This window comes from Leptospira fletcheri, assembly GCF_004769195.1.
GTDB lineage: Bacteria > Spirochaetota > Leptospiria > Leptospirales > Leptospiraceae > Leptospira_B > Leptospira_B fletcheri.
The window spans coordinates 73,379-85,797 of record NZ_RQET01000013.1 but is presented as its reverse complement, the minus strand read 5'-3'; the positions used below and the strand labels follow the sequence as shown (position 1 = coordinate 85,797).

Below are 12,419 nucleotides of genomic sequence, written 5' to 3'. Positions count from 1 at the left end.
CAGGATCTTCCGGTGTCCTCGGTTTCGCAAGCCCGAAACCGATTCAAGAGGTCGAATTTAGCGCTTCTACCGCTCTTTCTAATTTCATTCCGCGAGAGGCTTTGACTAATAAATAAGATCCTTGCGGGACCTCCCGCCGGATCGTTTCCAAAAGCGCCTTGAGGCCTTCCTCGTCTCCCGGAAACGCAGCCGTCTTTTTCGAAGCGTCCGCTTTTTTCCGAAAACCTTCCGAGAGATATGCGGAGTCCTTCCCGTAAGTGAAGACTCCTTTGCAGTTGGAAAGACTCGCCGCAAATTTTCCGATTTCGGTGTGGAATTTTTTGGAGAAGGATCCTACTTCCTTCATATCCCCCAAAACGGCATAAAATCCTTCTCCGTTCGCCAATTGGGAGCAGGCGCTCAAAGAAGAAAGCATGGATTCCCGATTTGCGTTGTAAGTGTCGTTTAGAATCCGATAATTTCCTTCCTGCAAATCCAGTCTTTTGTCGCCCGCCTTGAAGTTTTTCAAACCGTCCAAGATCCATTCCGAAGGAACTTTCAATTCTTTTAATGCGGAAACGCAAAGGGAAAGGTTCTCCAGCAATTTGATTCCGGGCAAATTCCAGTCCACCGTCCTTCCCGAAATTTCCAATCTGAATCCTTCTCTTAATGTTTCCTGAATATTCAATTCTCGGAATCTGTCTACGAACCTGCATTTGACTCCGTATCTTGCCGCTTTCTTGCTTAAGGTCCTCTTATATTCTTCCGTTTTAGGATAATATAAAATTCCGGACTTGGGCATTCCTTCCAGGATCTCTGCTTTGGCCTTGGCGATTCCTTTTTGGGAACCTAGATATTCTATGTGGGCCGTTCCGATCGTAGTCACTACGGCCAACTCAGGTCTTGCCATCTTCGATAGCCTGGCGATTTCCCCCTTCGTATTCATTCCCATTTCGCATATTACGAACCTCGTCTTCGGTCCTATTCGGAATAAAGTGAACGGAACTCCGATTTCATTATTGTAATTTTTCTCGGTTACGACTAACGCTTCTCCTAGAGGGGACAGGCAGGAACTTAAAATTTCCTTCGTGGTCGTCTTTCCGCTGGATCCGGTAACGGCGATCAGCACGGGATTAAATCTGGAGCGATGATAAGCCGCGAGTTTTCCCAAAGCAACCAAGGGTTCCTTGACGAGGATCGCTTTTTGTCGGTCGGATTCCGCGAGTTTTTGCAGGATGGGGTGGTCTTGCTTGCACAAAAAGTAGGAGGCGCCGGAGTCCAGGGCATCGGCTATGAAGTCGTGTCCGTCTCGATTGCCGAGGAGAGGAACGAATAGGGATCCCTTCTCGCATGATCCGGACGCGGTGGTAATGGAAAGGATCTCCGGTTCTGGAACAAAGGAAAAAGAAGAAGGGGAAGAAAGAACCCTACGGACAGTCTCCGGGTCGTATCTGAAATCGGCTCGCATAGAGTACAGCTTTCCGAAATACCGCCGGGCTAGGTAGCGGATTTTGGGAAAAAAATCGGGTTGCGAAACCCGAAAAAACTCTTTCAGTATCCTCGATGCCGAAGGTGAAGACGGTTTTGATCGGACTGGGAAGGATCGCGAGTTCCCTCGAAACGGATCCTCTGAGGCAGAAGCCGTGCACTCATGCAGGCGTTCTTTTCAGTTCTTGGGGAAAGAAAAACTTCGAACTGATCGGCTGCGTCGACCCGAACGAGGAAAAAAGAAATTCCTTCCTGCGCCAATGGGAAGTACCTTCTCGCCTGGCGTTTTCCGATTGGGAGACCTTCTTTTCCCGAGGCAAGATTCCGGATCTGGTCGTCGTTGCGACTCCTACTGAATCCCATTTTTTCGATTCCGTCGTCTCGATTCGTTCGGGTGTAAAGAACCTTCTGGTGGAAAAGCCGGTCTGCGAAACGTTTTTACAGGCTAAGTCGTTGGACCGGCTGGCTCGAAAAAACGGGACGAGAATCTGGGTGAATCATGAACGAAGATACCATCCGAAATACGCCTGGACAAAAGAGGTTTTGGACTCCGAAAAATACGGCGCAGTCAGGACGATCCGAGCGTCTGTACTGACTTCCTCCGCAGCGCCGGGCCGGGCTTGGAAAGGGAGGACGGGACCGCTGTTCCATGACGGAACTCATGCGGTGGATTTGATTTACTGGTATCTGGGAAAACCGGATCGAGTTCGCTCCGGAATTCGCAGGAGAAAGGGGATCCCGGCGGAAGACAGAGCTGTCGCTCTTCTCGAATACGGATCGGGACCTGTGGTTTTTTTGGAGGCTGGCGGGAGCAGGAAGTACTTTCAGTTCGAAATGGATATTATGACGGAATCGGCCAGGATCATTCTCTCCAACGACGGGTTCCGGATGTTCGAATCCAAGCCTTCCTCGAAATACAAAGGATTTAATAGTTTGACGGAAGTCTCGTTTCCCGAAAAATCTTCCCTCGGATCGAATCCCTTCGAGAATCTCTATGCGGAAATCCGATCCGTTCTTTCGAATAAATCGGAACGCATTACTGGGAGCCTTCGGGAAAATCTGGGAATCATGGAACTCCTGGATCGGATCAAAACCAAGGCGGATGTTAGAACGATTTCCGAGCCCGAATAGGATTTATGTCTAAGTCTTCCTCCACTCAAAACGGTTCCAATCTTCCGAAATACTCCGCGAGCGGAAGGTATTATAGAGGAAGTTGGTTTTTATGGAAAAAGATCTTCTCCCTTTTTTGGTACTATCGCTTCGGACGTTTTTTATTTCCTTCCTATAGAACGGGAGAAAAGGAAACGGAATTTTTTCGGAACCTAGGAGAGGAGTGCCGTGAATTCTTCCTGAAAATGGGAGGAGTATATGTAAAGTTAGGGCAATATCTCGCTAGTCTTTCCCATCTTTTCCCGGAGAGTTTTACCGACCCCCTGCAGGATCTCCAGGATCGGGTTCCGCCCCATCCGTTCGCTGAAATTAAGGAACGATTCAGAAAGGAATTCGGAAAGGATATTGCTGAGGTTTTTCCGGATATTTCCGAAGCGCCTCTCGCCTCCGCTTCGATCGCCCAAGTACATTCGGCGAGCTATAAAGGGGAAAAGGTAGCCGTTAAGATCCTTTATCCGGGGATAGAGGAGATCATCACCAAGGATCTGAAGGCGATCCGAACGTTTTTAAAAAGAGTGAATCGCCTGTTGGTCTCCTTCGATTACAAAATCGTACATAAGGAAATCGCGAAATTAGTCGGACGGGAAACGGATTTGCGTTTGGAAGCCGAGTCCATGGAGAGAATGTCCCGTTATTTTTCGGAGGAACCGGATTACGTATTTCCCAAGATCCATAAGGAATGGAGCGGTAAGAGCGTTTTGACTGCGCAATTCATAGATGGGATCCGGATCACTCAAGTTGCTTCCTTGAAAAAAGGACAGGCCAAATCCAGGCCGGTGGACCTTTTGATACGAGCCTATATTCTTATGGTGTTCGAATTCCGTTTTTATCATGCGGATCCTCATCCGGGAAACATGATTTATACCTCGGATGAAAAACTATGCTTCATCGATTTCGGTGCGGTGGGAGAAATTCCTCCCAGCCAAGCGCTCGTGCTACGCAGAATTTTTCTTTGCGCCATGTCCAAGGATTATGGAGGAGTGGTGGAAGGGCTCGACGAATTGGGCCTTCTTTCTCGCAAAGCCGACAGGGATAAGGTGGAGGAAGTCGTCCGATATTCTTTGGAGAAATTATCCAAATTCCTTTCGGACACGGATTCTTTCCGGAACCTGAAGTTCGAGCAGATTCATACCCCCGAGGATTTGAAATTTCTAAAGGAGATCAATTCCAGTTTAAGGGGTCTGTTGAAGATGGTCCAGTTGCCCGTGACTTTGATTCCTTTGGAAAGGGTGTTGGGTCTTTTGGTCGGAATCACTGCCACTCTGGATCCGTACCGCACCGTTCTGGACTACGGAGAAAAACCTTTTAAGAATCTTGTCCTGCAAGGTGAGAACAATTGGCAGAAGGTTCTCGTTCAGGAAGGGGGCATTTGGGGACAGGCAGTTTCTCTTCCCGGCGAACTTCTACAAACCGTAAAGAATCTGAATCGGGGGAAGCAGGCCTATCGACTTCCTGACCTGGAAGCGCATAGCAAAAGAATGTATTCTCTGGGCCACCAAGCCATCGCCACCGCCGCGATCCTATTCGGAATCCATTATGGAACGGAGAGGATGGATCGAGGGGACGAGTTCTCCGCGATGATCGGTTACGGTAGCTCCGTTTTCTTCGGAATCCTCCTTGCCCTTTCGCTCCTGAAAAATAAATTCAGCTCAAAAAGGAACCGTCAGTGAAATTTTTCGAAAAGAAATTCTTGGAAGTATATCCGCCGATATTCATCGTCTCCGTTATTCTAGGAACAATCATAGACTTAGTCACTAAATACGTCGCCATTCTTTATCTTCGTCCTCATTCGCCCGTGGAAGTGCTCGGAAATTTCTTCCGTTTGACTTTGACCTTCAATACAGGTTTTGTGATGGGTTTTTTCCAAGGGTATCCCCGGACTTCCTTGGCGATGACTGCGATCGCCATACTAGTTCTCATCGCCTATCGATGGAAGAACCCGGACCTCGGTCACCCGGTAGGTTGGGCCTTGGTCATGTCCGGAGCCTTCGGAAATTTTATAGATAAATTTTTCGTAAAGATCATCGGAGTCGGAGCGGAATTCGGATTTATCGAGAATCAGTTCCTAGGAAGATTCATCGGAGTGGTGGACTTCCTCGATTTCGACTGGCCGAATTGGCTACTCTACGAACGCTGGCCCGCGTTTAATTTCGCGGATTCCTGCGTAAGCGTAGGGTTGGTGCTGCTCATTTTTACCATGAAGCTCGAGGAGGATAAGAAGTAATCGTGAATCCTCTCCAGCTCCCGATTTGGAAGAAATTACTAAAGAAGAAAGGGACCTCAAATCCCGAGATTATCCGATTTTTGAGAGAAACTTCCGTCTTCGGAAAGATGAAACGGAGAACCTTGACTGAAATCGCAAGGTTGGTGCACGTTAGGAAATACGTCGAAGGCGAGGAAATTTTCCGCCAAGGAGAAGCGGGAGCGGGATTTTATCTGATCTTTGACGGTAAGGTGACCATTCGCTCCGTGCGCGACGGAATCGAATTGGATCTGGCTCATTTGGACCAACATTCCTTTTTCGGGGAACTTTCGCTATTTTCCGAGGAAAGACGCACCGCTACGGCGATCGCTTCCGAGCCTTCCACATTGCTCGGTTTTTTTCAACCCGATCTAAAGGAAATCATCGAGACAAAGCCGAAATTGGGGATAGAGATTCTTTTAAGCCTGACGAGCGTCATTGTAGAAAGACTCCAAAAAACGAACCAACTTTTGGAAAAGGCCTACTACAAGGGAAAACAAAAAAATGTCTGAGACAAGACCCTTATCGACTTACGTTATCCGAACGATCTTCTTTTTGCTGGTCGGATCGGCGATCGTGTTTTTCGTATTGGGTCTCAAACTTCTGATCGTTCCGATCGCTCTTTCCCTCATCCTATTCTATATATTTAACGGATCTGTGAATTACTTGGAAAGTTTGGGGATTCCCAGATTGATCGGTGTCTCGGGACTGATGCTCGTGATCTGTATTCCTATCTATCTGATCGCAACCGAGGTCGCACCTCCCATCGTTTCCACCCTCGAACCCTTGGTCAAAAATTGGAAACAGGACCTGGACGACGCAAAGTTCAAGTATCTGGTGATCGGTTTCAAACTCCAATTCAACGATTTTCCTGCGGGATGGGAGGAAACGATCCGACCGGAAGAGTTGATCCAAGGCGCCACCGATTTCGTGCACAGGGAGGTATCCGGGCTCGCGTCCGCCATCCCTACGCTGATCGGTTATTTGGTGATCACTCCTCTCTTCGCTTTTCTTTTTCTTTTGAACGGAAACGGAGTCTACAAGAATCTAGTAAGCCTAGTTCCGAACCGCTATTTCGAAATGACCATTATGGTTGCGGCGAATATCAACGAACAGATCACGAATTATCTCAGAAGCCTGGTGATCCAGAGTGCCATCATTACCGTCGTTTCGATGATTGGCTTTTCGACGATCGGGTTGGGATACTTTTATATCTTCGCTCTTTTCGTAGGAGTCGCGAATTCGATTCCTTATCTAGGGCCGATCATCGGTGCGATTCCTCCTCTATTCATGACCATGGCTCACGGTTCTAGGGTTTTTTACGGCGAAAATTGGATTACCCACGGAATGGGAATGTACGAATTAATGGGGGCTATTCTGATCGTGATCCTCATCGCCCAAGCGGTGGACAATTTTTTCGTTCAACCGGTCATCATTTCCGACGCTGTATCCTTGCATCCGATCATCGTAGTCGGAGCAGTGACTGTCGGCGGAACCTTGCTCGGGATCGCCGGGATGCTAGTCGCAGTACCTTTGGCGGCGATCCTAAAGGTTACGATCGCCACCTTGTACAGATCCATGAAGGATCACAATTTACTCTAGTTTTGGGGCGGATTTTCTACTCCGCCCCGATTCCGAGATATACCCTTACTTTTTCCGATTCATAAGCGTTCTGGGCTTTCTTTTCGGGGAACCATTTGGAGAATACGAACGCCGCTAAAAAGGAAAGGGTCATGGAAAAGATCGCCGGGTTTTTATAAGGAAAGATCGGAGATGAGAATCCGAAAACTTCCACCCAAACAGTAGGACTGAGTATGATCAGTAGGCTCGCGGAAAGGGACCCGGAAAGGATGGAAGCCACTCCGCCTGCCGTGCTGAAGTTCCTCCAAAGGATGGATAGGAATAGGGCCGGGAAATTTCCGCTAGCGGCGATCGCGAAGGCCAAGCCCACCATGAAAGCCACGTTCTGATCCTTAAAGAGGATTCCTAAAAGGATCCCGAAAATCCCGAAGGCTACGGTAGCTCTACGCGCCACCCGAACCTGCTCCTCCTCCGTGGCTTTTCCTTCCCGGAACACGTTGAAATGCAGATCGTGGGAAATCGTGGAAGCAGCGGCTAGAGTTAGACCGGCCACTACCGCCAATATGGTCGCAAAAGCCACCGCAGCGATGAAGCCTAGGAAGGGAGTTCCCCCCAGAAGTTCCGCTAAAAGCGCCGCAGCCATATTTCCTCCTTTATCCACGGCGGCGATTTTGTCCTTACCTATTAGAACCGCCGCGGCAAATCCCACGATCGGAATGATGATGTAAAAGTAACCGATGAACGTGGTAGCGTATGCCACCGATTTTCGGGCTTCTTTCGCGTCGGGAACCGTATAAAAACGCATTAGAATATGCGGAAGTCCTAATAATCCGAACATAAGTGCCAATCCTAGCGAGATGGCGTCCAGAGGGTTCGAAACCAATCCTCCCGGTTCCAGGGCGGATCGACCGTAGGTAGTTTCCACCGCTCCGTACAGGTCCGAGACGCTGAATCCGAATTTAGCCAGAGCGAGCAACGCCAAAAGGGTCACTCCGAAAAGTAGCAATGCGGCTTTTACGATCTGTACCCAAGTAGTGGCGATCATTCCTCCGAACAGAACGTACAGTAGCATGACTCCGCCGACCAAAACCACCGCGGATTCATAGGAGATTCCGAACATCAGGTTGATGAGCTTTCCGGAACCTACGATTTGGGCGATGGAATAGGTGAGTGTGACCAGGATTCCTCCGATAGAGGCGGAGATTCGAATCGGCTTTTGTCCGAGCCGAAAAGCCAAAACGTCTGCGAATGTGTACTTACCTAGGTTCCGAAGCGGCTCCGCAATGAGAAACATCAGCGCCGGCCATCCTACCAGCCAACCTACAGCGTAAATGATGCCGTCATAACCTTTTAATGCGACCATACCCGAGATTCCCAAAAAGGAAGCCGCGGACATATAATCTCCGGACAATGCCAATCCGTTTTGGAATCCGGTGATGCTCCTCCCCGCCGCATAAAATTCACTGGAGGTTTTGGTTTTCCTCGCGGCCCAATACGTGATCCCTAAAGTCAAAAGAACGAAGACGAGAAAGAATGCGACCGATATAAAATTAGGTTGTCCTAATGTGGATTCCATCATTTTTCCCCTTCTTTTTCCAGAGTGTTCTTAAGGCTTTCTATCCTTTTGTCGTAAAAGGCATTCCCCCAATACACGTAGATTAAGGTCAGGAACCAGGAAATGACGATGACCAGAGCGCCGGCGAGAAGACCGAAATTCGCGGTCGTTCCGATCCGTTCCGTCAACCATGCCTTTTTAAAAGCGATGGCGAGTATAAAGCCGTAGTAATTTACGAAAAGGAACGCCAAAAGTATGAAGCTCACTGTCCATCTGGATCGTACCAGTTTTTTGAATTCCGGAGATTCGATCAGTTGATGAGGTTTTAATTTCATCCTTCCCCCTGTCAGAGCAATCGAGAATCCTAGAGATTCTTGCTTTCTCCGCAAGGAGAAAAAGAGGGAAGTCGGAAAATCCGGACAAAACGAGGAAGATTCGGAATCAGCTTCGGGGTTTTCGGAGCTTTTTGTATGTCCCGACGAACGACCTTTTGGCGCCTCCTATAGCGAGCAAAAAAGACAGATACCAGAAAGGTTCCAATTCGAACCTCATTCGGTTGGCTTCGAACGGGTCCACAAAGGAATACAGAAAAGTCAATGTTGCGATCTGCAAAAAAACGATCCGGAACCGGAAAGAGGCCCTGAAAAATCGGAATAAATTCAATATTAATAATAAAGGATAGACGAATCGATAAAAATTTCTGTCGAATCCTCCCGTCGGTCCAAAGGAAAACCAATCCAGTCCGGGATATTTTCGGACCGCTTCCGGTAATGCGTCTGATAAAGGCTTTATAAAAGGATAATTCGATGGACTACTTAGATATATTTTGAAGCCTAAACGGAGAGAATTCAGATTTTCTCCTAAGTCGAAGGTTTGCAGAAACCGATCCATGAATTTTTTGGAAATTTGGACAAATTCCGCATTGTGATAGTTTTGTCCGTTCAGACAAACCCTGTCGGAATACCGATCTAAAGTGGGATCCGGTTCGGATATCACTCCGTGATAAACGGAAAGAGGGAGCTGGAACGCCTCCACTCGCCTTCCTTCGGATGCTTCTATCTGGATCTGCCTGGATCTGGCCAAATTCATACCGAGCCAGGAGGAGGCGGAGAAGTTATCGAAGAGATACAGATTTTTCAGATAAAGAATTCCGGGTAGAGAGAGCGTAAAGAACGCTAAAAGTACCGTTTTACGGGAAACCTTCCTCCTGCAATGCCAAGCCAACCAACAGATCCAAAAGAAAGCCAAGCCTAGATGCCACGAAGGTCGGATCGCGGCAGCCAGGGAAATGATCGCGGAGGTGCTGAGGAGTCTAGGGTTTTCTTTTCGCATCCCCCAGAGGCAATACAATAGGATAATGGACAAGAAGAAGAGATACGTGGAGTAGAAGGGGTATCGGAAGAAAGCGAAAACCAGCGGATTCAAAAGAAAGATTCCGGTCCATACAGTCGCAAAAGGAATCCGAAGTCTGCGCAAAGTAATCCGGAAAAGAAAACAAGCGACGGAATGCAGTAGAGGAAGGGTCCAAGCGTATACCTGATAAGGATCACCTCCTCCGATATGGGCCGCAGAGGAATGCAGGAGCGGAAGTACGGGACTAGTCCCGTGCAGGTCTACGAGGGCTTGTAAAGGACGATCGTACCAACAATCTCTGGAAGGCATATGCCAATAGCCGTCTATGGTAAGTATCGGAAATCCGAAAAATCCCAATACTGCATGAATGCAAACCACGAACCCGGGAAGTAGATACTCGGAAATCTTGGAAAAAAAAGACCTTTGTCGGGTTCGGAACAATGCTTTTAAAACAGGCCGTTGATCCCGTTGATATTTACGGTTTTTATAATTTCCTTATCGTTTTCTGACTCGGCCACCTTCCATGCGACTCCGGTGGGAGTGGACAAAAGACTGCGACCGATCTTTTTCTTACCGAACGGGATCCCGTGGCCGGAAGATCTGAGTAGATACAATCCGTATGTGGAGGACAGGTCCGCATATCGCTTCAGATCTTCGGAATACGAAATTCCGTTTTCGGGAACCGCATCCAGATGGAAGGCTAAGTTGATGTTCTCGGATTGTAGGCGTTCGAATCTTTGGGCGTCGCCGATTTCCTTTCCGACGAAGACGCCGAAGCGGAACCCCCCTAAAATCAATACTTCTTCTCCGGCGCCGGGTAGCGCGGGAGAATCCTCTTCGCTTAATATTTTGACGTCATACCAATCGATCAGTACCACGTTCTGAACGATCGGCACGGAAAGTCTCAATTTCCCGGAATCGTCCTTTCGAAACATACATCCCCCTAGGATGGCTCCTTTATAGACCTCGGAAACGGCCAACAATTCGTCGCTGAAACTTTTGGAACGAGAGGAAAGGGATTCGGGAGAAGCGGTTCCTCCTCCCGGGAAGTACATCGGTAGAATCAGGAAATCCGATTTTTCCTTGGAAAGTTTGGAACGTTGGTCCGGAGAGATGGGTTGGGAAAGTTCTTTTTGAAATAGGGTGATCTTAACGGAAGCCACGAGTTACCTGTGATCCTAATTTAATCGGAGAGTATGGAGGGATCTACGCCGAAATTGTCGTCGGCTTCTTTCGAACCTGCGTTCGGATCCATCAATTCCGTCTCCGCCTGCTCGTTGTTTGCTTTGATGCCGAATTCTTTTTCCATCTCTTCCGCGTTCATTTCCGGAACCCCGCCGAAGAGATCCCCGTTTTCCAGACGCTCGGCTAAGGCCAGGGCATAGCAGTAAGCTTCCATAATGCACTGCTTGATGGGTTTTTTATTCAGACGTTTTTTGGCTTCCATGAGGTCGAAGGTCATCAAGTCGTCCATATTCGTGACGACTTCCTTTTTCCCCTTCATGTCGGCGATGAGTTTTCCCAGAAGATCGGAGCCTTTCTGCAGGAACTCCTTCACCGTCACACGAACATTCCGAGACTGCTGGCTTTTCTTCGTTTCTAAGGCGGAGGTTTTCTTGGAAGATTCGATGTAATTTCCGCCGGGATTTTTCAGGTGGGAATCCAGCTCTTTATGATACTGGTCGTAAATTCGGAACTGTTCCTGGATACCGCGGGTGGTTTCGTAGAGATCGATCAGTTTTTCACGAAAATCCATTTTGGCTCCGCCTACGATGGTGGGCTTCAAATCGATCTTCTTGGTGGTCATTACGAACGAATACTCCTCGTCGAATTCCCGGAAGAATAGCCAGGAAAGAAACGCCTTGTCTGCGGAAGCGATCCGATCGTAATCCCCGCGAGGATCGTGTTTTTTCCGCAACTGATCCAAGGTCAAGGATCTCATCAGCTTTAAACCGTATTTCAATTCCTTACTCAGAGAATCTTCCGGATCCGGGATCTCTTCTACAGGAGCTTCTTCCGGTTCTTCCTCTTCCTCATGGGCTCCGCCGGAGATTTCGTCCAATTCTTCTCCAGGCTGCCTTTGGCCTAATTTTTCTTCGGGCAAAATTCCGAGCACATCTTCCATGAAGGAGCTGATCAACGGGATATTCTTATTTTCGTTGCGAAGAACAGCCAAGTAGAGTTTATCGAAGAGAGTTCCGTAGAGGATATCGAATTCTTGAAGAGCTCGCTTCCGCTTCGTATTGTATACGGTGGAAGGTTTACCCTCCAATTTTTCGAGGGCTTGGTAACCCATCGTCACGGCCTTTACGTAAGAGCCTTGGAACGGATAGATATAATAGAGTTTTTTAAACAAAGAATACAGAGGTTGTTGCACTCGAGAAATCGGCAAGGGCATATCCGGAGCCGCGTTATGCGCGTCTAGAAGCTGGTTCAGTTCCACATTGTCGTAGACCTTGTGCATCCGACCTAAAAGTTCTATATAAAGCGGATTTTGGGAGTCCAATTCCTTGGCGATTTTCGGAGCATAGGCCGGGTTCCCCAAAAGATCGTTCCCGACGAAGTTCATTTCCAGAATCGCTTTTTTGCCCGCCATATTCAGTTCCGACAGAAATCCCGGGAGAAGTTCGCCGGAGGAAAAAGGAGTTACACGGGAAATCCAGCACTTGAACTTGACCGCCATTCGATTGAAGAAATTCCCCATTTCCGCTTCGATGGCTTTGCGGTCCCGGATCGGATTCTGTTTAGCGGTCGCTTTAGAGGCCGCGGACGGAGAAGGTCTGGATGCGGGTCCTCGCGAATCCCTCCCGCCGGCTTGGCTTCTTGCACCTTGTCTGACTTGAGGTTGCTCCCTCTGCTTTTTGGAGGCTTCTTCTCTTTTTTTGTCCTTTTCCGATACGACTTTTCCGCCGGCCGATTGGAATTTATCGAACATCTCCCTTCTGGCTTTGTCGTCCAGATTGTTTACACCGATGCTTTTTTTGGTTTTGTCGAATTCGGACATGATTTGGATTCCCGATGGACCGCTTTAATAGTATCCTGGCTGCCGTT

11 protein-coding genes are annotated in these 12,419 nt (G+C 48.4%); 5 read left to right on the top strand and 6 right to left on the bottom strand.

All coding sequences use genetic code 11. The features are described 5' to 3' along the window. Positions 1-43: 43 nt before the first annotated feature. Positions 44-1,447, bottom strand: coding sequence for a UDP-N-acetylmuramoyl-tripeptide--D-alanyl-D-alanine ligase (locus EHO60_RS15150; protein ID WP_135769056.1), 1,404 nt, complete (start codon positions 1,445-1,447; stop codon positions 44-46). 95 nt (positions 1,448-1,542) lie between these two features. Between EHO60_RS15150 and EHO60_RS15145 the strand changes: the two genes are divergently transcribed. Genes EHO60_RS15145 through EHO60_RS15125 form a run of 5 tightly spaced genes read left to right on the top strand, consistent with a single transcriptional unit; the run spans position 1,543 to position 6,481 of the window. Next, positions 1,543-2,598 (top strand): Gfo/Idh/MocA family protein, encoded by a 1,056-nt coding sequence (locus EHO60_RS15145; protein ID WP_135769055.1) that lies wholly within the window; start codon positions 1,543-1,545, stop codon positions 2,596-2,598. Positions 2,599-2,603: 5 nt separating this feature from the next. Beyond that, positions 2,604-4,307, top strand: a complete 1,704-nt coding sequence (locus EHO60_RS15140) for an ABC1 kinase family protein (protein ID WP_135769054.1) — start codon at positions 2,604-2,606, stop codon at positions 4,305-4,307. Beyond that, on the top strand, positions 4,304-4,861 hold the full coding sequence (locus tag EHO60_RS15135) for a lipoprotein signal peptidase (protein ID WP_135769053.1): 558 nt from the start codon (positions 4,304-4,306) through the stop codon (positions 4,859-4,861). Before EHO60_RS15140 ends, EHO60_RS15135 begins: the two co-directional genes overlap by 4 nt. A gap of 2 nt (positions 4,862-4,863) precedes the next feature. Further along, complete coding sequence (locus EHO60_RS15130) at positions 4,864-5,391, top strand: cyclic nucleotide-binding domain-containing protein (protein ID WP_135769052.1); 528 nt, start codon at positions 4,864-4,866, stop codon at positions 5,389-5,391. Then, positions 5,384-6,481 carry an AI-2E family transporter gene (locus EHO60_RS15125; RefSeq protein ID WP_135769051.1) on the top strand — a complete coding sequence of 366 codons (1,098 nt, stop codon included), beginning with the start codon at positions 5,384-5,386 and terminating at the stop codon, positions 6,479-6,481. The genes EHO60_RS15130 and EHO60_RS15125 overlap by 8 nt, the downstream gene beginning before the upstream one ends. A gap of 16 nt (positions 6,482-6,497) precedes the next feature. Here EHO60_RS15125 and EHO60_RS15120 read toward each other — a convergent pair whose 3' ends face one another. The 5 genes from EHO60_RS15120 to EHO60_RS15100 form a co-directional block, all read right to left on the bottom strand. Continuing rightward, positions 6,498-8,036, bottom strand: a complete 1,539-nt coding sequence (locus tag EHO60_RS15120; protein ID WP_135769237.1) for a sodium:solute symporter family transporter — start codon at positions 8,034-8,036, stop codon at positions 6,498-6,500. After that, positions 8,036-8,350: a DUF485 domain-containing protein gene (locus EHO60_RS15115; protein WP_135769050.1), complete on the bottom strand. Its 315-nt coding sequence runs from the start codon at positions 8,348-8,350 to the stop codon at positions 8,036-8,038. The genes EHO60_RS15120 and EHO60_RS15115 overlap by 1 nt, the downstream gene beginning before the upstream one ends. A gap of 106 nt (positions 8,351-8,456) precedes the next feature. Next, positions 8,457-9,746, bottom strand: coding sequence for a hypothetical protein (locus tag EHO60_RS15110; RefSeq protein WP_135769049.1), 1,290 nt, complete (start codon positions 9,744-9,746; stop codon positions 8,457-8,459). Positions 9,747-9,814: 68 nt separating this feature from the next. Beyond that, positions 9,815-10,531 carry an amidohydrolase gene (locus EHO60_RS15105; protein WP_135769048.1) on the bottom strand — a complete coding sequence of 239 codons (717 nt, stop codon included), beginning with the start codon at positions 10,529-10,531 and terminating at the stop codon, positions 9,815-9,817. 20 nt (positions 10,532-10,551) lie between these two features. Further along, entirely contained in the window at positions 10,552-12,372 is a 1,821-nt protein-coding gene (locus EHO60_RS15100) for a hypothetical protein (RefSeq protein WP_135769047.1), read from the bottom strand. Positions 12,373-12,419: the final 47 nt, after the last annotated feature.

Bases quoted from the DNA above. Each gene is read 5' to 3' on its own strand.
- EHO60_RS15150 (WP_135769056.1), bottom strand. From the start codon at position 1,447: ATGCGAGCCGATTTCAGATACGACCCGGAGACTGTCCGTAGGGTTCTT.
- EHO60_RS15145 (WP_135769055.1), top strand. From the start codon at position 1,543: ATGCCGAAGGTGAAGACGGTTTTGATCGGACTGGGAAGGATCGCGAGT.
- EHO60_RS15140 (WP_135769054.1), top strand. From the start codon at position 2,604: ATGTCTAAGTCTTCCTCCACTCAAAACGGTTCCAATCTTCCGAAATAC.
- EHO60_RS15125 (WP_135769051.1), top strand. From the start codon at position 5,384: ATGTCTGAGACAAGACCCTTATCGACTTACGTTATCCGAACGATCTTC.
- EHO60_RS15120 (WP_135769237.1), bottom strand. From the start codon at position 8,036: ATGGAATCCACATTAGGACAACCTAATTTTATATCGGTCGCATTCTTT.
- EHO60_RS15115 (WP_135769050.1), bottom strand. From the start codon at position 8,350: ATGAAATTAAAACCTCATCAACTGATCGAATCTCCGGAATTCAAAAAA.
- EHO60_RS15100 (WP_135769047.1), bottom strand. From the start codon at position 12,372: ATGTCCGAATTCGACAAAACCAAAAAAAGCATCGGTGTAAACAATCTG.